This window comes from Pontibacter sp. Tf4 (assembly GCF_014212495.1).
Lineage (GTDB): Bacteria > Bacteroidota > Bacteroidia > Cytophagales > Hymenobacteraceae > Pontibacter.
In genome coordinates this window covers 306,458-329,510 of record NZ_JACKZC010000005.1, presented here as the reverse complement: position 1 = coordinate 329,510, position 23,053 = coordinate 306,458, and the positions used below count along the sequence as shown (strand labels likewise).

Sequence of the window (23,053 nt, the reverse complement as noted above, 5' to 3'; positions counted from 1 at the left end):
TATAGTTTCACGACTCAGGATTAATTCTCACCTTAAACCAAAGTACCGTGACTACCAATTTCCGTAGCTTACTTTTTTTATTAAGCACATTTATAGTTGCCAGTGCCGGCAGCGCCAATGCCCAAACCATCAATAATTCTAAACTCGGCAAGGGTTTGCAGTTTGTTGCTGCAGATTCTTCTTTCAGCGTGAAATTAGGAGCGCGTTTTCAGGTACTTTACCAGGGCGGCTACACGCCCGTTACCAAGCAGTGGGAAGATCGTTTCGTTATTCGCAGAGCCCGTTTAAAGCTCGAAGGGTTTGCGTACTCGCCAAAGCTGCAGTATAAAATAGAGCTTGGCCTGAGCAACAACGACATCGGCAACGATACCCCGGACCAGACTGACAACGCTAGCAATATTGTACTTGATGCTGTTGCCAAATGGGAGATAACGCCCGGATTGCAACTATACATAGGCCAGACAAAACTGCCAGGTAACCGCGAGCGCCTGGTGTCTTCGCAGAAAATGCAGTTCGTGGATCGCAGTTTACTTAACTCGCGCTTTACGCTGGACCGTGATGCCGGCCTGCAGCTTCATCACGAACACGAGGTAGGGCAGGTGGTGCTGCGCGAGATCGTATCTGTTTCTACCGGCGACGGGCGTAACATTACGGTCAACCATTCCGGGGGATACGACTATACCGGTCGTTTCGAGATCCTGCCTTTCGGTGCTTTTGAAGGAGAAGGCGATTACGTAGGCAGCGATATTTACCGTGAACCAACTCCTAAATTAGCCATTGCCGCAGCCTACGATATAAACGACAGGGCCTCGCGGGAGCAGGGCCAGACCGGCGACTTCCTGAGTGGCGAACGTGACCTGAACACCTTGTTCTTAGATGCCATGTTCAAGTACAGAGGCTTTTCGGCAATGGCAGAATATGTAGACCGCAAAGCACCGGATGGTCCTGTAGTGCTGGTGAATGAGGACAATGAAATTGAAGAGACGTTTGTAACCGGAAACGCTTTTAACGTACAGGCAGGTTACCTTTTCCTGAACAACTGGGAAGTGGCGGGCCGCTATACCAACTACGAACCAGCAAAAGCTACCGGCTTAACCCCTGAGAAGCAATATACACTGGGAGTCTCTAAATACATTGTAGGCCACGCCCTGAAAGTGCAGAGCGACCTGACAAGAAGCAAACAAAGCGGACGCCCGGAAAGATACCAGGCAAGAGTGCAGCTGGAAATAGGCTTTTAAGCTGAAGTTAACAATAGCTTAACATTGCTTAACAATAACATAACACCCAAAACTTTACAAGCAGCGTTTTTCTCCGTCACTTTGCACCGCGAATGTATAGTTTCCGTAGTATAACGTTAACTGCATCAGCACCCACGTGCCAGCCCTTTGTTTATGGTGCGTGCGCAAAACTGATTTAGATAAATGCTGCTTATGCTGCACATTAAACCTTTAAGATTCTGCATGGTGCTGTTGGCGCTGGCTGCCACAGCCTGCGGCCCGCAGTACGACGAGAATGCAGACTTTACGCTGAAAGGCGACATTTCTATAGATGGCTCTTCCACTGTTTATCCTATCACCGAAGCCGTTGCCGAAGAGTACCGGTATGTAGCGCCTAACGTGCGTACTACTATTGGTGTATCCGGCTCGGGTGGTGGTTTTAAGAAGTTCTCCCGCGGCGAGATCGACATCAGCAATGCCTCACGCTCTATTAAAGAAAACGAAGCTGCAGCGGCCCACGAAAATGGACTGGATTTTATTGAACTTTCGGTTGCCTACGATGGCCTGACGATTGTGGTAAACCCTGAGAACACCTGGGCAAAAGATATAACCGTAGCCGAGCTTAAGAAACTATGGGAGCCTGCTGCCCAGAACAAGATTACCCGCTGGAGCCAGGTTCGCCCCGAATGGCCGGACCGTCCGATCCGCTTGTACGGTGCCGGTGTTGAGTCTGGTACCTACGACTACTTTACCGAAGCTATAGTTGGCAAGAGCCACGCCAGCCGCGGCGACTACACTGCCAGCGAAGACGACAACGTACTGGTGCAGGGGGTAGCCGGCGACATAAACGCCCTTGGTTTTTTCGGGTACGCGTACTACGAAGAAAATAAGGACAAACTGAAAGCCATACCTGTTGATGATGAAGACGACAGCAACGGTGCCGGCCCCATTTTCCCGACCCTGCAAACTATAAAAGATGGCACCTACGCGCCGCTTTCCCGTGCCCTTTTCCTGTATGTTAACTCGGAGGCTGTAAAAAAACCGCAGGTAGTCAGGTTTATGGATTTTTACTTCGAGAATGCAGCTCAGTTAAGTCAGGAAGTAGGCTTTATTCCGCTACCCGAAGAGAAATATAAAGAAGAGTATCAGAAGTTCAGGCAGTTTGCAGCCAAACACACTGGCAAGGCTGTAAGTACTGACAAAACAGATACTGCAAAAACTGCAAATCAATAATAGCAATTACGCACCGTGAGAGTACAGGAAAAAATAATTGAGGGTGTGCTATGGCTGTCGGCCGTGATCACCATTCTGGTAACGATCGGTATCATCTGGGTGCTGTTGTCGGAGTCGCTTACCTTCTTTAAAGAGGTATCTATAGTTGACTTCCTGACCGACACCCAATGGACGCCGCTGTTTGCCGATAAGCACTTTGGTATACTGCCGCTGGTGGCCGGTACCATGCTTACCACTGCCATAGCCATTGCTGTAGCGCTGCCTATCGGGCTAACCATCGCCATTTACCTGAATACCTATGCGCCGGCAGGTTTCCGGGCAACTATAAAACCAATGCTGGAGATTCTGGCAACTATACCTACTGTAGTATATGGCTTTTTTGCGCTTACCGTAGTTACGCCTTTTCTGCAGAGCTTCATTCCTAACCTGGCTGGTTTCAACTCGCTGTCGGCTGGTCTTGTAATGGGCATCATGATCATCCCGATGATCTCCTCGCTCAGCGAAGACGCGATCAGCGCGGTACCAAAATCGTTGCGCGAAGGTGCGTATGGCATGGGAGCTACCAAATTCCAGACTGCTTTCGGGGTGTTGGTGCCGGCAGCTTCATCGGGTATACTGGTGTCTGTTATACTTGCTATCTCCAGGGCGGTGGGCGAAACCATGCTGGTAGCCATTGCCGCAGGTCAGCAGCCACGTTTAACGGCCAATCCGCTGGTCCCTATCGAAACGATAACTACTTATATTGTGCAGGTTAGCTTAGGAGACGTGCCGCATGGCTCCCTGGAGTACCGCACCATTTTCGCGGCAGGTATTACCTTATTTGTATTCACTTTTGTCCTGAACAACATAAGCTTCTGGATCAGAAAGAAATATCAGGAAAAGTATGACTAACTCGGAGCTAAACAGATTTAAAGACAAAGCCTTTCAGTGGTTTGGTATCTTCTGTACCATGATCGGGCTTGTAGTGCTTGCTATTTTCCTGATCAACATTCTGATCGACGGACTTGGCCGCATAGACTGGGACTTCTTAAACAACCTGCCTTCCCGCCGTGCGCATCGAGCCGGTATTTACACTGCCTGGATCGGTACGATCTGGATCCTGGTGCTTTCGTCGCTGATCGCTTTTCCGCTGGGGATAGCTGCAGGCATTTACCTGGAGGAGTATGGCAAAAGAAACCGGATGGCCTCGTTCCTGGAAGTAAACATCTCTAACCTAGCTGGTGTACCTTCTATTATCTATGGTTTGCTGGGCCTGGAGATATTTGGCAGGGTGTTCGGGTTAGGTGGCAGTTTGCTGACTGGTGCGCTTACCTTAGGTTTGCTTATTCTCCCGATCATTATTGTAACTACCCGCGAAGCCATAAAAGCAGTGCCGCGCAGCATCCGCGATGCATCGTTTGCCCTGGGTGCTTCTAAATGGCAGACCATCTGGTTTCAGGTGCTTCCGGCGTCGTTCGGGGGAATTCTTACCGGTGTTATTCTGGCGCTGTCCAGAGCTGTGGGCGAGGCTGCCCCGCTTATAGTTATCGGAGCGCTGGCGTATGTGCCGTTTGCGCCTAAATCACCGATGGACGAATTTACCGTATTACCAATTCAGATATTTAACTGGATATCGAGGCCGCAGGAAGCTTTTGCTACCAACGTTGCCGCTGCAATTATTATCCTGCTTTTAATTACTTTTATGCTTAACGGTATTGCCGTATACTTGCGAAACAAGTGGCAGAAAAAAGTTAAGTGGTAAACCATACTCATGAGTAAGAAGAACTATAAACTGGAAGCCCGCAACCTGAATGCCTACTATGGCACCTTCCATGCCCTGAAAGACATTAACATTGCCATGGAAGAAAAGGCTGTTACAGCTTTTATCGGTCCGTCGGGCTGTGGTAAGTCTACGTTTCTGCGCACCCTTAACCGCATGAACGATTACATAGACGGCTTTAAAGTAGAAGGAGATATTCTGCTGGATGGTCGTGATATTTATGCAAGGGACGTGCGTGTGGACGAGCTCCGCAAAGAAGTAGGTATGGTGTTCCAGAAGCCGAACCCATTCCCGAAAACAGTTTTTGAGAACGTAGTATACGGGCTGAAGATACAGGGCATCAAAGACAAGAAGGTGCTGAACGAAGTAGCTGAAACATCGCTTCGTAAAACAGCTCTCTGGGATGAGGTAAAAGACAAGCTGGATAAATCGGCACTGGCACTTTCGGGTGGCCAGCAGCAGCGTTTGTGTATTGCCCGTGCGCTTGCCATTTCGCCATCGGTTATCCTGATGGATGAGCCGACATCAGCCCTTGACCCGATCTCAACGGCAAAAATTGAAGAGCTGCTCTACGAACTGAAAGAGGATTATACGATAGTTATAGTTACGCACAACATGCAGCAGGCAGGCCGTGTAAGCGACCAGACAGCGTTCTTTTACATGGGTGAGCTGATCGAGTTCTCGAAGACCAAAACCATGTTTACGAGCCCTAAGCACGAGCGTACCCAAAACTATATTACAGGCCGTTTCGGTTAAGCCTCTATAGTTTACAGCATGCATGTACCGGTTATCAACCTAACAAGAGACTAAATGAACCAAATAGATAATGAACTTACTGGCCTGAGGGTTAAACTGATGGAAATGTGGGACCTGGTGGAATACCAGCTGCAGAGCGGCCGCGAGGCCATGCTGACCGCAAACCATGAGCTTGCCGCTAAAGTTGTGAAGCTCGGGAAAAAAGTAAACAACTTTGATGTGAAGATAGACCGTATGTGCGAGAACATGCTGGCTCTTTACACGCCGGTTGCCGTAGATCTTCGTCTGGTGTTGGCTACCCTCAAAATAAACGCAAACCTGGAGCGCATCGGCGATACCGCAGAAGGCATTTCGATGTACGTGCAGAACAGGGAAGCCACGTTCGGACCGGAGCTGTTAGAGATAACGAAAGCGGTAACCATGTTTGATGAGGCCCTCTCGATGTTTAACGACTGCCGTATTGCTTACAAAGCCAACGACACAGAGCAGGCCCGCAACATTATTAAGCGCGATAAAAAGCTGAACAAGATTTACCGTAGTGCAGATACGGTTGTCGCCGACTACATGCGCCAGAACCCGGACAGCATTGACGAAGGCCTGGCCCTGCTTTCTATTATTAAAAAAGTAGAACGCGTTGGCGACCAGATTACCAACATTGCCGAAGAGATCATTTTTTACCAGGACGCCAAAGTGGTTAAACACAAGTCCAAGAAAAAGCGAAAAGACAATAGCGGTAAAGAAGAATAATTTCTTCTTATAGTTTCCAAAAAAGGGCACGGGCTGGTTAAGTCCGTGCCCTTTTTCGTCTGAATCAGGATTTTCAGGATTAAAGGATTTCGGGTGTTGCTCTAGTTTTATAGTTACGGTTGGTCATCCCCCTACCCCCTTCAAAGGGGGACTTTCTGCTTCCTGCTATGGTTGGCACTGCTATAGTTCTATAGTTGCTGCTTTAACACCCCTGTAGTCCCCTCAAGGGGACACTTTCTGCCGATGCTATAGTCCCAACTATAGTTCTATAGTTACAGACCACGAACAGGACAGGTTTACCTGTTCCCACGGAAATATTACCACGAGAAAAGATGATCTGCTTTAGCTAAGAGCAAGCACAGCAACTATAGTTACAGCAGTAGCTATCGAACTATTATCAGTCTTTGGGTTGAGCGCCTTGTAGATTTACGGTGCTGAAAGCATTGCGAGGCACGAGCAAAGGGAATGTACACCGCGCGATGCCCGAAGACGGGGCCTCCCGGCCCGGGAGGGAGCCAAGTAAACTATAAAACTATAGGCTCATAGAGCTCCCAGGATTAGAAGCAACTATAGAAAGAAGGCTTGGTACAGTTAGTAGGAAAAGCAAACTATAGCACCAGACACTCACAGGAGCTGCGCACGCTGTGAGGTCCTTCGCGACTATATTCTGAGATAGATTTCTCACTCTGTTCGAAATGACAAAAGATGTTCCAAATCACCAATCTCCTCAAACACTACTTTCCCAACTAATTGTGTCGTAACTTTGCGGAAAATTAACGCAGTGCTGTTTAAAGAGATCCTATACCTGATACAGAAAGACCTGGTGCTGGAATGGCGGCAGAAATACGCCTTTAACGGCATGCTGCTGTATGTGGGCAGTACCGTGTTTGTATGTTACCTGAGTTTTGGCCTGCGCCAGTTCTCAGACGACAGTGGCCCGATCTGGAATGCGTTGCTCTGGATTATCCTGCTGTTTACCTCTGTAAATGCCATTGCCAAAAGCTTTATGCAGGAAAACCGCGGCAGATTGCTCTACTTTTATTCCATCGTTAGTCCGCAGGGCATTATACTTGCCAAAATAGTATACAACACGCTTTTAATGCTGCTGCTGGCCCTCATCTGCTTTGTGTTCTATGCCTTTGTGCTGGGCAACCCGGTGCAGGATATCCCAATGTTTTTGTTGTCGTTGTTGCTGGGCGCAGTAGGTTTTTCCACGTCCTTAACCATGATCTCAGGCATTGCTTCCAAAGCAGCAAACAGCAGTACACTGATGGCTATTCTGAGCTTTCCGGTGATAGTGCCCATGCTGTTGATGCTGATAAAAATGTCGAAAAACGCGATGGACGGTCTGGACAGAGGAGCGAGCCTCGACGAACTGCTGACTTTGCTCGCCATAAACATGATCGTCGTCACTGTTTCTTATATTTTGTTCCCGTACCTTTGGCGTTCGTAAAGGCTGGAGTATCAAAGCGTTTGCGAAACAATTTTTTGCGGCATCGGGCACAAAAAAACTTAAGATGTGTTTATAAGCTTAACGTGCTGCAAACGAATAACTTAATTTAAAGAATGAAAAATATCTGGTGGAAAATACTGACTGTGCTGCTGCTGTTGTTTACAGTGTTTGCAGGTTTAATGTCAGATGTTCCGAGGCTGGCGATCCTGAACGAGACCATCCGCAATTTATACTTCCACGTGCCCATGTGGTTTGGCATGATCCTGATCCTGCTGATTTCGGTGGTATACTCCATAAGATACCTGCGCAACCCAACTATCAAAAACGATGTGATCGCGCACGAAGCGGCCAAGGTTGGTATCCTGTTTGGAGTGCTGGGCATTGTTACCGGCATGGAATGGGCCAAATTTACATGGGGCGAGTACTGGAGCAACGACCCGAAACAGAATGCCGCTGCAATCGGCCTGCTGATCTACTTCGCTTACATTGTGCTGCGCAGCTCTTTTGCCGAGCAGCAGCAACGCGCCCGCATCAGTGCCGTGTACAACATTTTTGCCTTTGCAGCGCTTATTCCGCTATTGTTCATACTTCCCCGCCTTACTGATTCGCTGCACCCGGGCAATGGCGGTAACCCCGGCTTTAACGCGTACGACCTGGATAGCAGCCTGCGCATGGTGTTTTACCCTGCCGTACTCGGCTGGACGCTCCTGGGCATCTGGATCGTGAACGTAAGATCAAGATTTGAAATACTGAGACAACGCATATATGAAACTGTTTAGAATACTGGCCCTTTGTAGCTTTATGCTGTGCACCCTGGCCGGCTTACAACATGTGCAGGCACAGCCTGAGCAAACACAGGTAGAGTACTCAGCTGCTCCGGCAGCATCTGATGTGGAAATGGCCGACACCCTACGCCAGGATGGCAAGATCTACGTGGTAGTTGTAGTGCTGCTGACCATCCTGATCGGGCTTATCATTTACCTGATCATGCTGGACCGCAAAGTGAGCAAACTCGAAAAACAATTTAAAGAATAACGCCGGATACGTATAAAAAACAACACAGAACTGGATTTAATACACCTGCTTTTGTGTTAGGCTATCAAACCGGGAAACTATAGTTTATACATAGATGAAAAAGTCGCACATCATCGGTATCGTCATCATCGCAGCAGCCATCATGATCATCATGTCAACGGCTGGCGATGCAAGCACTTATGTTGATTTTGGCCAGGCAAAAGAGCTGGCTGAAGATGGCAGCAAATCAAAAGTGCACGTGGTTGGTCGTCTTAAAAAAGATGCCAAAGGGCACATAGTAGGGATGCAGTACGACCCGCTGGTAGACCCGAACTACTTCTCGTTTATGCTGGTTGATACAAACCGCGTGGAGCAGAAAGTAGTGTACTTTAACCCGAAGCCACAGGATTTTGAGCGCTCGGAGCAGGTAGTGATTACAGGTAATATGCAGAACGACGTGTTTGTAGCCGATAAGATCCTGCTGAAGTGCCCGTCTAAGTACGTGGAAACCGAAGTAAAACCAAATACAACTACCGCAGGCTTATAAACTATAGTTGAGAGCAGAGAGGAAAATAACTCTCTAACTTTCTAACTCTTTAACTTTCTAACTTATAAAGATGATAAATACGCTGATCGGCGATATAGGCCACCTGAGTGTGATAATTGCTTTTGTGGCAGCCATCGTGTCTTCTTACGCATACTTTATGGCGTCGCGTTCTTCTGCCGATGCCAATAGCCTGAACAGTTGGCGCCGCTTTGCCCGTGGGGCCTTTTATGTGCATGGCGCGGCCGTTATAGTAGTGATCTTTGCGCTGTTCAATATTATTTACGAGCACCGTTACGAATATTATTACGCCTGGAGCCACTCATCCAATCACCTGCCGGTGCATTACATGATCTCGTGCTTCTGGGAAGGCCAGGAAGGCTCGTTCCTGCTCTGGATTTTCTGGCATGTGGTGCTTGGCGTAGTGTTGATGAACTCCGGTAAAAAGAACAAGGAATGGGAAGCCCCGGTAATGGCTATGTTCTCGTTCGTACAGCTTTTCCTTACTTCTATGATCCTGGGTATCGTGATCGGGGATATGAAGATCGGTTCTTCGCCTTTCATCCTGATGCGCGATTTTATGTCGGATGCCCCGGTATTTGCCATGGACCCGAATTTTAAGCCGGAAGACGGAACAGGCCTGAACCCGCTGCTACAGAATATCTGGATGGTAATTCACCCGCCAACCCTGTTCCTGGGTTTTGCAGCTACCCTGGTGCCGTTTGCATTTGCGATGGCCGGCCTTTGGAAAAACAAATTCGGAGAGTGGGTACGTCCGGCATTGCCTTGGGCACACTTTGCAGCCCTGTCACTGGGTGTAGGTACCATGATGGGGGCTTACTGGGCTTACGAAACCCTTAACTTTGGTGGTTACTGGAACTGGGACCCGGTAGAAAACGCCGTGTACATTCCGTGGCTGGTGCTGGTAGGCGCTATTCATACCATGCTTATATTCCGCAGAAGCAAGCAGGGTCTGAGAATCAGCTATATACTGGTGATCGCGTCTTTTATCCTGATCCTGTACGCTACCTTCCTGACACGAAGCGGTATTTTAGGAAATGCATCTGTACACTCCTTTACTGACTTAGGTCTGTCTGGCCAGCTGTTTACGTACCTGACTGCCTTTACGGTGCTGGCCGTTGCCCTGCTGATCTATAAGTGGAAACACATCCCGACAACTGAAAAAGAATTAACTACTTATACCGGTGAGTTCTGGGTATTTATCGGAGCAGCTGTGCTATGTCTGGCCGGTTTCCAGGTACTTACCACTACGTCTATCCCGGTTTATAACTCTTTCCTTGGGTTTATAGGCATAGATTCTAACGCTGCTCTGCCAGCCGACCAGATCGAGCACTATACCAAGTTCCAGTTATGGGCAGGTGTGCTGATTGCGGTGCTTACCGGTATTGGGCAACTGATGTGGTGGCGTAAAACAGACAAGAAGAGCTTTGCGGACGCGATTACCATGCCGCTGATGCTGACTCTGTTGTTCGCCAGCCTTGTGATCATCCTGTCAAACAACTTCGATGTATTCGACTTTAAACTTGACAACCCGGTTTACATTATCCTTTTTGTAACGTCGTTGTTCGCGGTATTTGCCAACCTGAGCATTATCCTGAGCCTGCTGCACAAAAAAGTGTCTTTATCGGGTGGTGCGGTGGCACACATTGGGATAGCCCTTATGTTGCTGGGTATCCTGTTCTCTTCAGGTTATTCCAACATCATCTCCGGTAACACTTCGGGTATGCTGTACTCGCGTGAGTTCCCGGATGAAATTAACCGTGATAACGTGCTGTTGTGGCGCAACGCTACAACCGACATGGATAAGTATAAAGTTACCTATCATGGTCAGTTTATAGAAGTAGCAGGTGTACCGGAGTATGTAAACAAAGAAATCCTGTTCAGGACGGCTGATGAGTACACGGCAATTGCCCGCGCTGATATTAAGGTAAACGACAAAATATACTTTAAGACAAGCGATACCCTGGAACTGCCGTCTCCTGAGAACACCTACTACGAAGTGGAGTACAAGAACCGTGAGACTGGCGAGACATTCATTCTTTATCCGCGTGCGCAGGTAAACCCGAACATGGGCCTGCTGGCATCACCGGACATCAAATCGTTTGCAAATAAGGACCTGTATACGCACGTGTCTTCTGTTCCGGACCCGAATGAAGAGAAAGAGTGGAGCCAGCTGCAGGAGCATACTGTTGCCATGGGCGATACCATTATCCTGAACGATTATGTAGCCATTTTCAACGGGGTGGAAGTGATCAAGGAAGTACCGGGCGTTCCGCTGAAGGAAGGCGATGTAGCGGTGCAGGCCGACATGAAAGTGATGGGAGAGAAGAAGACCTATCACGCACATCCGCTGCTTATCTTTAAAGATGGCATGGCTGGCTATTACCCAGAAATCATTGAAGACCTTGGCCTGCGCATTACGTTCCTGAACATCGACCCAGCCAAGCAGGAGTTTAAGATCGGCGTGAATACCACCCAGAAGGACTACATCATCCTAAAAGCGATGGAGAAGCCGTTTGTAAATATCCTCTGGATCGGAACGATCATTATGTCGATCGGTTTTGTAATGGCTATAGTTAGAAGAAACGAGGATGGCGGCCGCAAACCAGCTAAAACCAAGCCTGCTAAAAAAGCGGAAGCCGCACAGGTAGCATAAATACATTTTGTAATTAAGTATAGCAAAAAGGCGGGCATTGCCCGCCTTTTTGTATTTTAGGGCACCCACAACTTTATACTATAAACTGCTCTATTTCTTAAGCTATACAAGGCATGAGTTCTACTTTTTTAAAGGTGCTTAAACGGAAAGTAAACAGTGCGTTTTATGTAGCACTCAGGCTTGTAAACTACTATCCCTACTATACCTACCTGCATGGGCGCGGTGAAAAGGTAAATCTTACCCAGGCATATGAACTGTCGTTTACGCCGGAAGAAAAGGAGTTCTTGAAGGTCTGCGCTGCTTCGTATAATTACTTTGATGCAGACTATGCGTTAGGACATCGTCAGAAAGAGTTATCACTTTACAAGCTGCAGGATGTTACTTACCTGAGCAACACAGGTGTAATAAAGATGGGGGATAAGCTTATAGTTGAATCAGGGCTGAGTGTGGATAGAATCACAAGATGCAAGGCGTTCCGGGATTTCACGGTTATGCTGCCCCATAACTATAAAAGCGGTATCTATACGACCATACAGCATAGCCACTGGGCTGATAATAATATATCGCTCTGGTTTATAGATAGCCTGCCAAGGGCTTACATTTTGGCAAAGACCGTTACGGAGCCCGTTACATTGCTGATGTGGAAAGGTGCTCATCCTTATCAGAAGCACACGCTGGAGTATCTGCTTAAGGATCACCCAAACATTAAGATCAAATACATCAGCAAGCATCACCGGATAAAAATTTCAAACTTTTACTTACCATCTTTTATCACGGCATCCTTCAGTGGATACATGCCGCCGGAAGTGAGCAAGTGGCTACGGGAAGGTGTTTGGAGTAGCTTTAGCATTAAGCGCGATAACCCAAAGCAACGGATTTATGTGAGCCGCTCAAAAGCCAGATTCCGCCGTGCGTTAAATGAGCCTGCTATCATAGAACTGCTCAAACAGTATAACTTTAAAATTGTCTGGTCAGAAGAGTTAAGTTATCAGCAGCAAGTTCAGACCTTTTACGATGCTGAAGCCATTATTTCGCCGCATGGGGCCGGTCTTACAAATTTACTTTTTGCAGAAAAATGCCAGGTGGTAGAATTCCATCCTGCCAACATTATTAAAGGGCGATACATGCTGTTATGCAAAGGCCTGGATTTTAACTATACACCCATAATTGGCACAAGCGGAGACGAAATTGAAGACTTTACCGTGCCAATTGAAACATTAAAAGAATGGCTCAGCACAAGATACGACCAATGAACATAACTATAGTTGGAGCCGGAAATGTGGCCTGGCACCTGGCACCGGCATTACAGGCGGCAGGGCATAAGATAACAGCCATTTACAGCCGCACGTTAGCGCATGCCAAAGAGCTTTCAAGGCGGTTGTCTGATACACTTGCAACCCAAAGTCTGGATTTCACAACTATAGCGACGGATGTTGTACTGATAGCTGTACCGGATGCGGTTATAGTTGCGGTGGCAAACGAGCTGAAAGTAAAACCAGGAGCGATATTGGCGCATACATCCGGGTCGCAGCCGCTAACGGTGCTGCAAACTATAGCTGGTGAAAGGGCCGGCGTATTTTACCCCTTGCAGACGTTCTCGAAGCAGAAACCCGTGGATCTGCAGCAGGTGCCTGTGCTGGTAGAAGGCGTGATGGAGGAAACAACAAAAGTACTGGAGGAACTGGCACAAAGCATTAGCCGGCAGGTAGCGCGCGTAGATTCAGAGAAAAGGAAGCAGTTGCATTTGGCTGCGGTATTTGCGTGTAACTTTACAAACCACCTGTTGGGCATCAGCCACGAGTTGTTGCAGCACGCAGGTCTCCCCATAAATCTGTTACAACCGCTTGTTCAGGAAACTATAGAGAAGGCTACGGCGCACCATCCATTTACTGTACAAACAGGGCCTGCCATCCGCCATGACCAGAACGTGATAGAAGAGCACCTGCGCCTGCTGCAAACCGAACCCGAACTACAGCAACTATACCGCCTGCTGACCGACAGCATACAGCACAGGAGCAAAAAAGGATAAACTATAGGTTGATTTTAACTGATCGGAACCTTGCGCAGGATGGCTTCTATAAAATCTTTTGTCCGGATGCCATCGGCTTCAGCTTCATAGTTCAGGATGATGCGGTGGTTCATCACATCGTGCGCTACTTCTTTAATATCCTCCGGCAGCACATAGTCCCGCTCATCAAAATAGGCTACGGCGCGGGCGGCACGGTTTAAGGCAATGCTGGCACGCGGCGATACCCCAAACTGGATGTAAGGCGCAAACTCGTTCAGGTCGTATTCGGCAGGGCGGCGGGTAGCGAAAACCAGCTCTATAATGTAGCGTTCCAGCGTTTCGGAAAGCTGCACCTGGTTTATCTCGTTCCGTATCGCGAAAATATCTTCTTTGGAAAGAATGGTGTTGATGGTATCGTTGAAAGACATGTTGGCCATGCGGCGCATAATTTCCAGCTCATCAGACTTTTTAGGGTAGTCGATGTATACCTTCATCATAAAACGGTCTACCTGTGCTTCCGGGAGCGGGTACGTACCTTCGTGCTCTACGGGGTTTTGCGTGGCCAGTACCAGGAAAGGCAGATCCAGTTTGTAGGTTGTTTCGCCTATAGTTACCTGTTTTTCCTGCATGGCCTCCAGCAGCGCCGACTGCACCTTGGCCGGTGAGCGGTTCACTTCGTCGGCCAGTATCAGGTTGGCAAAGATCGGCCCTTTCTTTACCTCAAACATAGAGGCATTCTGGTTATAGATCATTGTCCCGATCAGGTCGGATGGCAGCAGGTCCGGGGTGAACTGGATGCGTTGAAAATCTAAGCGCAGGGCTTTGGAAAGCGAGTTGATGGTAAGGGTTTTTGCCAGACCGGGCACACCTTCCAGCAGAATGTGGCCACCGGTAAACAAACCGATCAGCAGACGGTTTACCATGTATTGCTGGCCCACCACTACTTTCCCTACTTCACTGAAAACCTGCTTTATCTTTTGCTGATTCGCCTTTACACGGTCCAGGTATGCAATTTCTTCTGCTGGCATAAAACTCATAGGTTCTGGAAAAACGACTCCAATATAGCTATATTACGCCACTTCTGCTACGCTATTGTGCCAAAGCAACAGTAGCAGAACAATAAAACTATAGTTATGGTATAGAAATCAACTATAGTTAGGACTTACAATAACCTTAAAACATGCCACGCATGCAACACACTTCTGACGCCGATCTGACCTCTGCTCTGTACACAGATATGTACCAGCTATCGATGGCGCACTCGCACTACAACTATAACCGCCACAACGAGCAGGTAGCCTTCGATTATTTTTACCGCAAACAGCCTTATAACGGTGGCTTTACCATTTTTTCGGGTTTAGGCGAAGTGCTGGCCCTGCTGCAGGAGTTTAAGTTCAGCAGCGATGACATTGACTGGCTGCACAGGACGACGAACTTTAACGACGAATTCCTGGAGTTCCTCCGTGATTTCAGGTTTAAGGGCACGGTGTATAGTATGCGCGAAGGAGAAGTGGTTTTTCCGCAGGAGCCGCTGGTGCGCGTGCAGGGCAACCTGGTAGAGGCACAGTTAGTAGAAACCGCCCTGCTGAACTACCTAAACTTTCAGTCATTGATCGCTACCAAGGCGGCGCGTATAAAACAGGTGGCGCGTGGTGCTGTGCTCAGTGAGTTTGGTTTGCGCAGGGCGCAGGGGGTGGGCGGTATGCTGGCAACACGGGCCGCTATAACAGGCGGCTTTACAAGTACATCCAATGTGCTGGGTGCTAAAGTGTATGGAGTGCCGGCCGTCGGAACTATAGCGCATGCCTACATCCAGAGCTACGACGACGAACTGACGGCCTTCCGTGATTTTGCCAAAGTAAATCCGCAGGGCTGTGTGCTGCTGGTTGATACCTATGATACCCTGAAGATCGGAGTGCCTAATGCCATTACCGTTGCCAAAGAAATGGAGCAGCAGGGCCACAAACTGATGGGCATACGACTGGACAGCGGCGACCTTGCCTACCTGGCAAAACAGGCCCGCCAGATGCTGGATGCCGCAGGCCTGAGCTATGTGAAGATTGTGGTATCGAACCAGTTGGATGAGTACATTGTGAAAAGCCTGTTTGACCAGGGTGCCCCGATAGATATTTTTGGCGTTGGTACAAGCCTTGTAACCGGCAAACCCGATGCTGCCCTCGATGGCGTATATAAATTAAGCATGGCCGATGGCGAGCCGCGCCTGAAGCTTTCCGAGAATATCAAAAAAACGACACTGCCTGGCCTGAAACAGGTATACCGCTACCACGACGATGCCGGTAATTTTATAGCTGATGCCGTTGCCCTGGAAAATGAAGCTGCACCGGAGGCCATCCATCACCCGTACGAACCCGACAAAAGAATGACGCTGAAAGGCTATAGTTCGCAGCCGCTGTTACAACCTGTAATGAAGCACGGGGAATTAACCATTACACCAACCCCGATACTGGAAGTAGCCGATTATGCAGCCGAACGCCTGAGTAAGTTAACAGATGAGTATAAACGCTTCGAGAATCCGCATATTTACAAAGTAGGCCTGAGCAAGAAACTTTACGACCTGCGCACCGAGCTCCGAAACAAGTATAAAAAAGACAGTTTATAGTAATGAAAGCATTGATTATAGTAGATGTGCAGCATGATTTTCTGCCGGGCGGTGCGCTGGCCGTACCGGGTGGAGACGAGATCATTCCGCTCATAAACGAACTACAAAGCTACGCCGACCTTATAGTTGCTACCCAGGACTGGCACCCTGCCGGGCATAAAAGCTTTGCATCGGCACACGAAGGGAAGAGCGTTTTTGAGAAGATTGACCTGGAAGGGTTGGAGCAGGTGCTGTGGCCCGACCATTGCGTGCAGGGCACACGTGGCGCGGAGTTTAGCCCGGAGCTGAACATGAACCATGTAGAAGCCATTTTCCGGAAAGGCATGGAGCACGGCATAGACAGCTATAGCGGTTTTTTCGATAACGGACACCGCAAGGCAACCGGGCTGGGAGCCTATCTGAAAGGCCGCGGTGTAACAGAGATCTGGGTTTGCGGACTGGCCAGCGATTTCTGTGTATACTTCACCGCTTTGGATGGCCTGGAGCAGGGCTTTAAAACCACACTAATTGAAGATGCCAGCCGGCCGATAGATGCTAACAGCTTTGAGCTGAAAAAAGAGCACCTGCTCAGTAAAGGCGGACAAATAAGTCATGCCAAAAAGATACTGCTGAAGATGTAATACACTCGCTGAACGCAAGCGATAAACTATGGCGCGAGCGTCTACACTCGTGTCAGACTATAGTTGGGCCTCTGGCCCAGTCGGATTACAAATTCGACTTTATAATTAGACACGGATCACAGATCCGCGCCAGCAAAATACCATACCGCCAGTTTGAGCGCAGCGGTAACAGGTGGTTGTGTATGGCAGCCAGTTTGTAACTTGCTTTGCTTTGAAAAAGCAAGGATTAACTATAGCCTCAACTATAAAACTATAGTTTACAGAGTAAATGTCCTCGCTCGCGTCCCGCGAGTGTGAGTTACCTGCGGACTCTGGCCGCTACACTGATCTACTATAGTTGCCATAAACAAGGCGAGACGCCACCAGATAGCTTACACTCGCGGGACGCGAGCGAAGGCACCAATCATGATATCTGGAACTATAAAAACGAAAAAGCCACTCCTTGTTACAAGAGTGGCTTTTGTGTGCTTTTACTTTGTATGCTTAAGATAAGTAGAACTCGCCTTCATGGCCGTGTGCACGCTGATTTTTAAAGCGGGCAATGTCGGTCTGCATGTTGTTGTAGATCTCCTCTATCTCTTCTGATTCTTCAGTAAGCGGCTTAATGTGCTCGCTCAGTAATTTAGCAGCCAACGGGTAAAACTTGGAGTCGTCGGTGTTTTTGGCGTTTACTTTAAAGTTGCTGATGGCGTTCTCCAGCTTTTTGAGCATCGGGTACTGCCCTTTAAACTCCTGAACGGTGTCACGAAGTTTTTCCCGTATCATGAGATACAGATCCTCTTCAAACGTCATTCCGAAGTCATCATCATCCTCTTCCTCATCAAAATCATTGAAGCTCAAATCGTCGTCGTAATCGAAATCGTCTCTCATGGCTAAATATAAAATGTTTTAAAGTTGATAGTACGGGCTAATTTTCTGTTTGTGTCAGTTATAGCGTAATTTTTAAGCTGCGTTTTGGCGGTAATTTCTGCTAAAAAATGCCAATGCAACTGCATAATTAGCATTTCGGATTATTATTTGCAATAGCTGCCAACAGCAGAATAAATAAGTTTTTTTACATGCTGCACACCCGCCTGATGTACTGCCGTTTGTAAGAATACCCCCTCATAAAAAAAGCTCATACGGTTTGCATGAGCTTTTGATATGGTTTAAGCTAAATAAGCTTATGCAAACTTTCGCTCTATCAGGCGCAGCAGTTTGTGTACGTGCTCTTGCTTCTTGCTCCAATCATACTTGGCAGCTAAGTTCTGGGTTACAAATTGCCTGGCCTGCTCAGGGTCTGCCATCGCATCCAGCGACTGTATGGCCTGGTAATAGGTCAGGTTATCGCCATCAAACAATTCGTTTATAAAGCTGAAGCGCTGGTTTATCGAGATCGCATTTTTAAGCGAGTCAATTTTCTGGTTTGTATGTGCATCGGCCAAAGATGCAGGTGCTGCTTTCTTAAAATTCTCGTTCAGCGTTGGGCGTTCAGCCGCTTTAAACTTCTCGTTCAGGTTGTGGTGCTCAGTCGCTTTAGGAGCAGCAGGTGGTGTAACTATAGTTGCTTCGCGCTGGGCCATGTGTATTGGCGCCACTACGTCTTTTTCTTCTTCTGGCGCGGCCGGTGTAGGCTTGGCAGCTTCAGGTGCCGGCGTGGCAACCGGGGCAGGAGCCGCTGGTGCTACAATATCATCGGCACTTAACGGCAACAAACTGTTAAACTGGCTAACTATAGTTTCCAGTTTGGTAAGCTCGCCCCGGTGTGCGTTCAGGTATAGTTTAAATCGGCTCACTATGTAATCACGGTCGCGGCTGCTGGACGAAAGCGTCTCGATAAAGCCGGCAAACAAGGGCTTGTCAATATCAATGTACTTCAGGTTTTCGTGCAGCTTAGGTAGCGTAATCTCCTCCTGAATGCGCAGAAACTTCTCTTCCAGGGTAGCAGCCGGCGCCAGCACAACCAGGAACGTATCGTAAATGGCTTTCTGCAACAGCGGCTCAAAAGCGTGGCGTTTCATTTTAATCTTGCGCGAGAGCACGTTCATAAAATTCAGCAGGGCCTCCTTTACATCCTCACTTTCAAAATCGAAGTACGGACTGCGCAGATTAGCCATCTCCTGGTGCCACTTCAGGAGCAATTCCTTTATCACAAAAAGATTTACCTGCTTAACAGGTGCAAAATGAAGCAATTGCGGGCCGTTTATAGTATCGTGCGAGGCAAAATGGCGGTCGCACAACACATTTGCCAGCTCTTTGCTGTACCGCTCAAGGTGTAATTGATTATATTTGTCGTCCATTGGGAGTAGCTTTCTTCTCTGAAGTATAAAGGTAACATGCCGGATTTGATTGTGCAAAACCTGAATCAGCGCCATGTAGCCGTTGACGAAGGTCAGACGTTGTTTAAGGCCATACAGGCAGCCGGCATAGACTGGATGCACGCCTGCGGCACCAAAGGCCGCTGCACTACCTGCCGCATTATAGTTTTGGATGGCATGGAGCACCTCGGCGAGCTAAGCCCTGCCGAGCAACGCTACCGCAACAACGGCCGCCTGAAAGATAACGAACGACTTACCTGCCAGTGTATGTTAAGTGGTGGCGATGTTACCGGAAAAGTACCCGAGCAAACCAAGCTACCGCACATGAGCTACTCAGGTTAAATGGTTATATTGTTAAATTGCTGATTGTTGATTGTTCTTTTAGCAGGCTGACAATTAAACAATTTAACCTTCAACAATTTAACAAATAACAACCAGCAATCAACAATTACATATGTTTATAGAACCACGCGTTGGCGGCGGAGGCCAGGCACAGAGAAGGGGATGGATTGAAGTGATCTGCGGATCAATGTTTTCGGGCAAGACAGAAGAGCTTATCCGCAGGCTGAACCGTGCCAAGATTGCAAAGCAGAATGTGGAGATATTTAAGCCAACGGTTGATAAACGCTACCATGAAGAGGATGTGGTGTCGCACAACGCCAATGCCATCCGCTCTACGCCCATCGATTTTGCTCAGGATATGTTGCTGCTGGGTGGTAGCTGCGATGTGGTGGGGATAGACGAAGCCCAGTTTTTTGACGATGGCCTGGCGGAAGTTTGCGTAAAGCTTGCCAACAGCGGTGTGCGCGTGATTGCAGCTGGGCTGGATATGGATTACCTGGGCAAACCATTTGGCCCGATGCCTGCGCTTATGGCCGTAGCCGAATACGTTACCAAAGTACATGCTATCTGCGTGCAGTGCGGCGATATTGCCACCTACTCGTTCCGCAGTGCTGCCTCAGAGCAGCAGGTGCTGTTAGGCGAAACCGATTCGTATGAAGCCCGTTGCCGCCATTGCTTTTTAGAAGGTCTCAAGAATAAGAAATAAACTATTAGCTGATGCGCCTTAATACTTTCATACGTTTGCTATTGCTGCTTTTCGGGGCGCTGCAGGCGTTTGTAAGTACGGCGCAGGTGCCGGTGGGAGCATGGCAACTGCACGTGCCTTACCGCCAGGGCAAAGCCGTAACTATAGCCGGCGACAAAATTTACGCAGTAGTAGAGCAGGGTCTTTTTTACTACGACAAAGAGTTTAACACCACCAAAGCCCTCACCAAATCCGATGGACTGCGTGAGCAGCAGATCAGTGCCATTGGATATGATGCACAAAGCAAAACACTTGTAATCGGGTACGGCAACACCTACATAGACCTGCTGCAGGGGAGTACCCTACACACCATCAGCGATATTGTCCGGAAGAACCTGCCCGGCGAGAAAAAGATCAACCACATATACACCGCTAACCGCACTGCTTACCTGAGCACAACCTTCGGCGTAGTCGTGCTGGATATTGCCCGAAAAGAGATCCGCGATACTTACAGCAACTTAGGCCCCAATGGCGAGCAGCTCAGTATTCTGGCAGCAACTATACACGACGGGCATTTGTACCTGGCCACAACTATAGGCGTACTCAAAGGCAAACTGAACGGCCCCAACCTGCAGGATTTCCGCAACTGGCAAAATGTTACCGGCACGCTTCCGCAAACTATAGCAACTATAGCCACCTCTAACGGTGCCGTTTATGCAGGCACTGCAACTGGTTTATACAGGTTGAATGGCACAAGCTGGCAGCCTACAACTATAGTCCAGCCCATACAAACGCTGCAGCCAACTATAGATTATCTAACTATAACTACGCCATCCAGAGTACTGCTGCTGAGCCAATCCGGAATTATAGTTGAACTCTCTGATGAACTGATTCAGGCGCCAAAAGATGCAGTTACAGACGGAGCTGTAGTTTGGGTAGCCGATGCGCAGGCCGGGTTGGTACAGAAAACGATAAACGGAGCTGCCACTATAGTTACCCCAAGAGGTCCTTATGCCGGAGATGCTTTTAGCCTAAAAACCGAAGCTGGTAAACTGTTTGCCTTTGGCGGAAACTATAACGAGAACTATAGCCCTGCCGATAATTCCAATGGCTTCAGCGTGTACGAGAACTATAGTTGGCAGAGCTACAACCGTTTCACAGATACCACATTCCCTGACGATGTGCAGGACATAGTGGATGGCGTGTATGATGCTGAAAACGGGAAGCTTTACCTGGCCTCTTTAAAGAACGGGCTTATAGTTTGGGATGGCGAGAACTATACCAACTATAATAGCAGCAACAGCCCGCTGCAAAGCGCGCTTGCGAATCCTGAAAATACCCCTGTAACAAGCATTTTCCGCGATCCGGACGGTACCATCTGGTTGGTTAACCCAAGCCGCAGGGCTATGGTGCCATCACTGTTTAGCATTTCTCCGGATGGTGAGCTGCGAGGCTATAGTTTAAACAGTGTAGCAGATGGCACATTGATAGAACAGGTACTGATTGACGACAACGGCTACAAATGGCTGACCAGCAATAAACAGAATAATGCCGGAATTATAGTTTTTGATGAGAAACAGCAGCGTATTAAACGGTTAAATACAGGTAGCGGATCGGGTAACTTGCCGGGCGGAATTGTCTATAGTTTAGTTAAAGACCTGAACGGCGATATCTGGGTGGGCACCAACCGGGGCGTGGCTGTTTTTTATAACCCGTTCGCTGTTTTCGAATCACAAAGCTACGATGCACACTTGCCGATAATTGACCGCAGGCCTTTGCTGGAAGGGCAGCGCGTGTTAAGCATTGCTGTAGATGGCGCCAACCGCAAATGGGTAGGTACAGATAACGGCCTCTGGCTTTTCGGGCCGGATGGCGACGAACTGGTACAGCATTTTACCACGCAAAACAGTCCGCTGCCAGCTAACAGCGTGCACAGCGTGGCCGTAGAGCACAAAACCGGTAACATATTTGTAGCTACTGCAGCAGGTATTGCCTCGTACAGGGCTGGCGTAACTATAACCGAAGACACGCCCGATTGCGCCATCGTTTTCCCGAACCCTGTGCGGAAGGAATTTACCGGTCTGGTAGCTATTTCAAACCTGCCAAACAACGCCGAAGTAAGCATCACCGACATCAGCGGAACATTGATCTATAAAACCAGAGCTACCGGCGGCACTGCCACCTGGAATGTGCGCGACTACAATGGCAAGCGGGCAAAAGCGGGTGTATACCTGGTGCTCAGCTCCGATGCCGATGGCAAGCAAACCTGTATCTCTAAAATAGCCGTACTGCAGTAAATGCTGATCAAGACAAGGGGCGTTGTGCTCAACTACATCAAGTACCGCGAAACTTCCATTATTGCGCGGGTTTATACCGAGCAGTTAGGGTTGCAATCGTACATCATCAACAGTGTGCGTACGCAGCGCAAAGGCTCCCGCATTGCCCTGTTTCAGCCGTTTACGCTGCTCGATATGGTGGTGTATACTTCCAAACAGGGTGGCCTGACGCGTATTTCAGAGTACAAAGCTTCCTATCCTTTTCATTCCATCCCGTTTGATATCCGGAAGAGCAGCATGGTGTTGTTTTTGTCGGAGATGGTAGCCCGTACGGTAAAGGAAGAAGAAGAGAACCCGCCCCTGTTTCAGTTCCTCTACCAGGCTATAGTTGCATTTGATGAGCTGGACCAGGGCTTCGAGAACTTTCACCTCGTTTTTCTGCTACAACTTAGCCACCACCTGGGTTTTGGCCCGACTTCGGGTAAAGAGATTGTGGAGCAGGTGGCTTTCTCGGCTAATGCGCAATCGGCTTCAGCGGCTCCAACGGTGCTGGCACTGCAGGCTTACGAAGAGTATTTTGATGAACTGCTGCACGACCCGGCCCGAACCACTATACCCAATGGTCGCGTACGGCGCGAGCTGCTGTCGGTGCTGGTGCGCTATTACCAGCTGCACGTCGACCGCCTCGGCGATATCAAATCACTGGCAATACTTTCAGAGGTGCTGTCTTAGCAACTATAGTGCGCCCAACTATAAAAATAAAAAGGGCGATACGTTGCAGTATCGCCCTTTCTGTTTAGCTGTA

At 48.6% G+C, this 23,053-nt stretch carries 22 protein-coding genes; 19 read left to right on the top strand and 3 right to left on the bottom strand.

From position 1 onward, the window contains the following. Nucleotides 1-47: 47 nt before the first annotated feature. The 13 genes from H7F15_RS10645 to H7F15_RS10585 all read left to right on the top strand — a co-directional run bounded on the left by H7F15_RS10645 (nt 48) and on the right by H7F15_RS10585 (nt 13,429). A complete protein-coding gene (locus H7F15_RS10645) occupies nt 48-1,238 on the top strand; it encodes a porin (RefSeq protein WP_370523628.1) in 1,191 nt (396 codons plus the stop codon). A 192-nt stretch (nt 1,239-1,430) separates the two neighbouring features. Continuing rightward, entirely contained in the window at nt 1,431-2,450 is a 1,020-nt protein-coding gene (locus tag H7F15_RS10640; protein WP_221627040.1) for a PstS family phosphate ABC transporter substrate-binding protein, read from the top strand. 15 nt (nt 2,451-2,465) lie between these two features. Next, nucleotides 2,466-3,341, top strand: a complete 876-nt coding sequence (gene pstC, locus H7F15_RS10635) for a phosphate ABC transporter permease subunit PstC (RefSeq protein ID WP_185196947.1) — start codon at nt 2,466-2,468, stop codon at nt 3,339-3,341. After that, nucleotides 3,334-4,191: a phosphate ABC transporter permease PstA gene (gene pstA, locus H7F15_RS10630; protein WP_185196946.1), complete on the top strand. Its 858-nt coding sequence runs from the start codon at nt 3,334-3,336 to the stop codon at nt 4,189-4,191. The genes pstC and pstA overlap by 8 nt, the downstream gene beginning before the upstream one ends. A 9-nt stretch (nt 4,192-4,200) precedes the next feature. Next, nucleotides 4,201-4,965, top strand: coding sequence for a phosphate ABC transporter ATP-binding protein PstB (pstB, locus tag H7F15_RS10625; protein WP_185196945.1), 765 nt, complete (start codon nt 4,201-4,203; stop codon nt 4,963-4,965). A 54-nt stretch (nt 4,966-5,019) separates the two neighbouring features. After that, complete coding sequence (gene phoU / locus H7F15_RS10620; RefSeq protein ID WP_185196944.1) at nt 5,020-5,712, top strand: phosphate signaling complex protein PhoU; 693 nt, start codon at nt 5,020-5,022, stop codon at nt 5,710-5,712. Nucleotides 5,713-6,520: 808 nt separating this feature from the next. Beyond that, complete coding sequence (locus H7F15_RS10615; protein ID WP_185196995.1) at nt 6,521-7,165, top strand: heme exporter protein CcmB; 645 nt, start codon at nt 6,521-6,523, stop codon at nt 7,163-7,165. Nucleotides 7,166-7,278: 113 nt separating this feature from the next. Then, nucleotides 7,279-7,944, top strand: a complete 666-nt coding sequence (gene ccsA / locus H7F15_RS10610) for a cytochrome c biogenesis protein CcsA (protein ID WP_185196943.1) — start codon at nt 7,279-7,281, stop codon at nt 7,942-7,944. Further along, nucleotides 7,931-8,200, top strand: a complete 270-nt coding sequence (locus H7F15_RS10605; protein WP_370523625.1) for a CcmD family protein — start codon at nt 7,931-7,933, stop codon at nt 8,198-8,200. Before ccsA (H7F15_RS10610) ends, H7F15_RS10605 begins: the two co-directional genes overlap by 14 nt. Before the next feature lie 94 nt (nt 8,201-8,294). After that, nucleotides 8,295-8,726 carry a cytochrome c maturation protein CcmE gene (locus tag H7F15_RS10600; protein WP_185196942.1) on the top strand — a complete coding sequence of 144 codons (432 nt, stop codon included), beginning with the start codon at nt 8,295-8,297 and terminating at the stop codon, nt 8,724-8,726. 70 nt (nt 8,727-8,796) lie between these two features. Next, nucleotides 8,797-11,400, top strand: coding sequence for a cytochrome c biogenesis protein CcsA (ccsA, locus tag H7F15_RS10595; protein ID WP_185196941.1), 2,604 nt, complete (start codon nt 8,797-8,799; stop codon nt 11,398-11,400). A gap of 113 nt (nt 11,401-11,513) precedes the next feature. Beyond that, nucleotides 11,514-12,653: a DUF563 domain-containing protein gene (locus H7F15_RS10590; RefSeq protein WP_185196940.1), complete on the top strand. Its 1,140-nt coding sequence runs from the start codon at nt 11,514-11,516 to the stop codon at nt 12,651-12,653. Further along, complete coding sequence (locus H7F15_RS10585) at nt 12,626-13,429, top strand: Rossmann-like and DUF2520 domain-containing protein (RefSeq protein ID WP_185196939.1); 804 nt, start codon at nt 12,626-12,628, stop codon at nt 13,427-13,429. The genes H7F15_RS10590 and H7F15_RS10585 overlap by 28 nt, the downstream gene beginning before the upstream one ends. A 14-nt stretch (nt 13,430-13,443) precedes the next feature. Here H7F15_RS10585 and H7F15_RS10580 read toward each other — a convergent pair whose 3' ends face one another. After that, nucleotides 13,444-14,436, bottom strand: a complete 993-nt coding sequence (locus tag H7F15_RS10580) for a MoxR family ATPase (protein WP_185196938.1) — start codon at nt 14,434-14,436, stop codon at nt 13,444-13,446. Between the two features lie 152 nt (nt 14,437-14,588). On the opposite strand from H7F15_RS10580, the gene H7F15_RS10575 reads away from it, so the two are divergent. Further along, a complete protein-coding gene (locus H7F15_RS10575; protein ID WP_255481174.1) occupies nt 14,589-16,028 on the top strand; it encodes a nicotinate phosphoribosyltransferase in 1,440 nt (479 codons plus the stop codon). A 2-nt stretch (nt 16,029-16,030) separates the two neighbouring features. Further along, the gene (gene pncA / locus H7F15_RS10570; RefSeq protein ID WP_185196937.1) at nt 16,031-16,648 is read left to right on the top strand and encodes a bifunctional nicotinamidase/pyrazinamidase; all 618 of its coding nucleotides are present in this window, start codon (nt 16,031-16,033) and stop codon (nt 16,646-16,648) included. A gap of 483 nt (nt 16,649-17,131) precedes the next feature. On the opposite strand, the gene H7F15_RS10565 is transcribed toward pncA, so the two are convergent. Continuing rightward, nucleotides 17,132-17,518 carry a hypothetical protein gene (locus tag H7F15_RS10565; protein WP_185196936.1) on the bottom strand — a complete coding sequence of 129 codons (387 nt, stop codon included), beginning with the start codon at nt 17,516-17,518 and terminating at the stop codon, nt 17,132-17,134. Nucleotides 17,519-17,811: 293 nt separating this feature from the next. Then, the gene (locus H7F15_RS10560) at nt 17,812-18,927 is read right to left on the bottom strand and encodes a hypothetical protein (protein WP_185196935.1); all 1,116 of its coding nucleotides are present in this window, start codon (nt 18,925-18,927) and stop codon (nt 17,812-17,814) included. A 36-nt stretch (nt 18,928-18,963) separates the two neighbouring features. Between H7F15_RS10560 and H7F15_RS10555 the strand changes: the two genes are divergently transcribed. The 4 genes from H7F15_RS10555 (at nt 18,964) to recO (ending at nt 22,980) form a co-directional block, all read left to right on the top strand. Beyond that, nucleotides 18,964-19,287, top strand: coding sequence for a 2Fe-2S iron-sulfur cluster-binding protein (locus H7F15_RS10555; RefSeq protein ID WP_185196934.1), 324 nt, complete (start codon nt 18,964-18,966; stop codon nt 19,285-19,287). Nucleotides 19,288-19,399: 112 nt separating this feature from the next. Then, a complete protein-coding gene (locus tag H7F15_RS10550) occupies nt 19,400-19,993 on the top strand; it encodes a thymidine kinase (protein WP_185196933.1) in 594 nt (197 codons plus the stop codon). 11 nt (nt 19,994-20,004) lie between these two features. Further along, nucleotides 20,005-22,269: a T9SS type A sorting domain-containing protein gene (locus H7F15_RS10545; protein WP_185196932.1), complete on the top strand. Its 2,265-nt coding sequence runs from the start codon at nt 20,005-20,007 to the stop codon at nt 22,267-22,269. Beyond that, nucleotides 22,270-22,980 (top strand): DNA repair protein RecO, encoded by a 711-nt coding sequence (recO, locus tag H7F15_RS10540; protein ID WP_185196931.1) that lies wholly within the window; start codon nt 22,270-22,272, stop codon nt 22,978-22,980. Nucleotides 22,981-23,053 lie beyond the last annotated feature (73 nt).

Excerpts from the sequence above, each read along its gene's own strand:
- ccsA (WP_185196943.1), top strand. The coding sequence starts at position 7,279 with ATGAAAAATATCTGGTGGAAAATACTGACTGTGCTGCTGCTGTTGTTT.
- H7F15_RS10560 (WP_185196935.1), bottom strand. The coding sequence starts at position 18,927 with ATGGACGACAAATATAATCAATTACACCTTGAGCGGTACAGCAAAGAG.
- pstA (WP_185196946.1), top strand. The coding sequence starts at position 3,334 with ATGACTAACTCGGAGCTAAACAGATTTAAAGACAAAGCCTTTCAGTGG.
- recO (WP_185196931.1), top strand. The coding sequence starts at position 22,270 with ATGCTGATCAAGACAAGGGGCGTTGTGCTCAACTACATCAAGTACCGC.
- H7F15_RS10550 (WP_185196933.1), top strand. The coding sequence starts at position 19,400 with ATGTTTATAGAACCACGCGTTGGCGGCGGAGGCCAGGCACAGAGAAGG.
- H7F15_RS10590 (WP_185196940.1), top strand. The coding sequence starts at position 11,514 with ATGAGTTCTACTTTTTTAAAGGTGCTTAAACGGAAAGTAAACAGTGCG.
- H7F15_RS10545 (WP_185196932.1), top strand. The coding sequence starts at position 20,005 with ATGCGCCTTAATACTTTCATACGTTTGCTATTGCTGCTTTTCGGGGCG.
- H7F15_RS10600 (WP_185196942.1), top strand. The coding sequence starts at position 8,295 with ATGAAAAAGTCGCACATCATCGGTATCGTCATCATCGCAGCAGCCATC.
- ccsA (WP_185196941.1), top strand. The coding sequence starts at position 8,797 with ATGATAAATACGCTGATCGGCGATATAGGCCACCTGAGTGTGATAATT.
- H7F15_RS10580 (WP_185196938.1), bottom strand. The coding sequence starts at position 14,436 with ATGCCAGCAGAAGAAATTGCATACCTGGACCGTGTAAAGGCGAATCAG.
- H7F15_RS10555 (WP_185196934.1), top strand. The coding sequence starts at position 18,964 with ATGCCGGATTTGATTGTGCAAAACCTGAATCAGCGCCATGTAGCCGTT.
- pncA (WP_185196937.1), top strand. The coding sequence starts at position 16,031 with ATGAAAGCATTGATTATAGTAGATGTGCAGCATGATTTTCTGCCGGGC.
- H7F15_RS10605 (WP_370523625.1), top strand. The coding sequence starts at position 7,931 with ATGAAACTGTTTAGAATACTGGCCCTTTGTAGCTTTATGCTGTGCACC.
- H7F15_RS10565 (WP_185196936.1), bottom strand. The coding sequence starts at position 17,518 with ATGAGAGACGATTTCGATTACGACGACGATTTGAGCTTCAATGATTTT.
- H7F15_RS10575 (WP_255481174.1), top strand. The coding sequence starts at position 14,589 with ATGCCACGCATGCAACACACTTCTGACGCCGATCTGACCTCTGCTCTG.
- pstB (WP_185196945.1), top strand. The coding sequence starts at position 4,201 with ATGAGTAAGAAGAACTATAAACTGGAAGCCCGCAACCTGAATGCCTAC.
- phoU (WP_185196944.1), top strand. The coding sequence starts at position 5,020 with ATGAACCAAATAGATAATGAACTTACTGGCCTGAGGGTTAAACTGATG.
- H7F15_RS10640 (WP_221627040.1), top strand. The coding sequence starts at position 1,431 with ATGCTGCACATTAAACCTTTAAGATTCTGCATGGTGCTGTTGGCGCTG.
- H7F15_RS10585 (WP_185196939.1), top strand. The coding sequence starts at position 12,626 with ATGGCTCAGCACAAGATACGACCAATGAACATAACTATAGTTGGAGCC.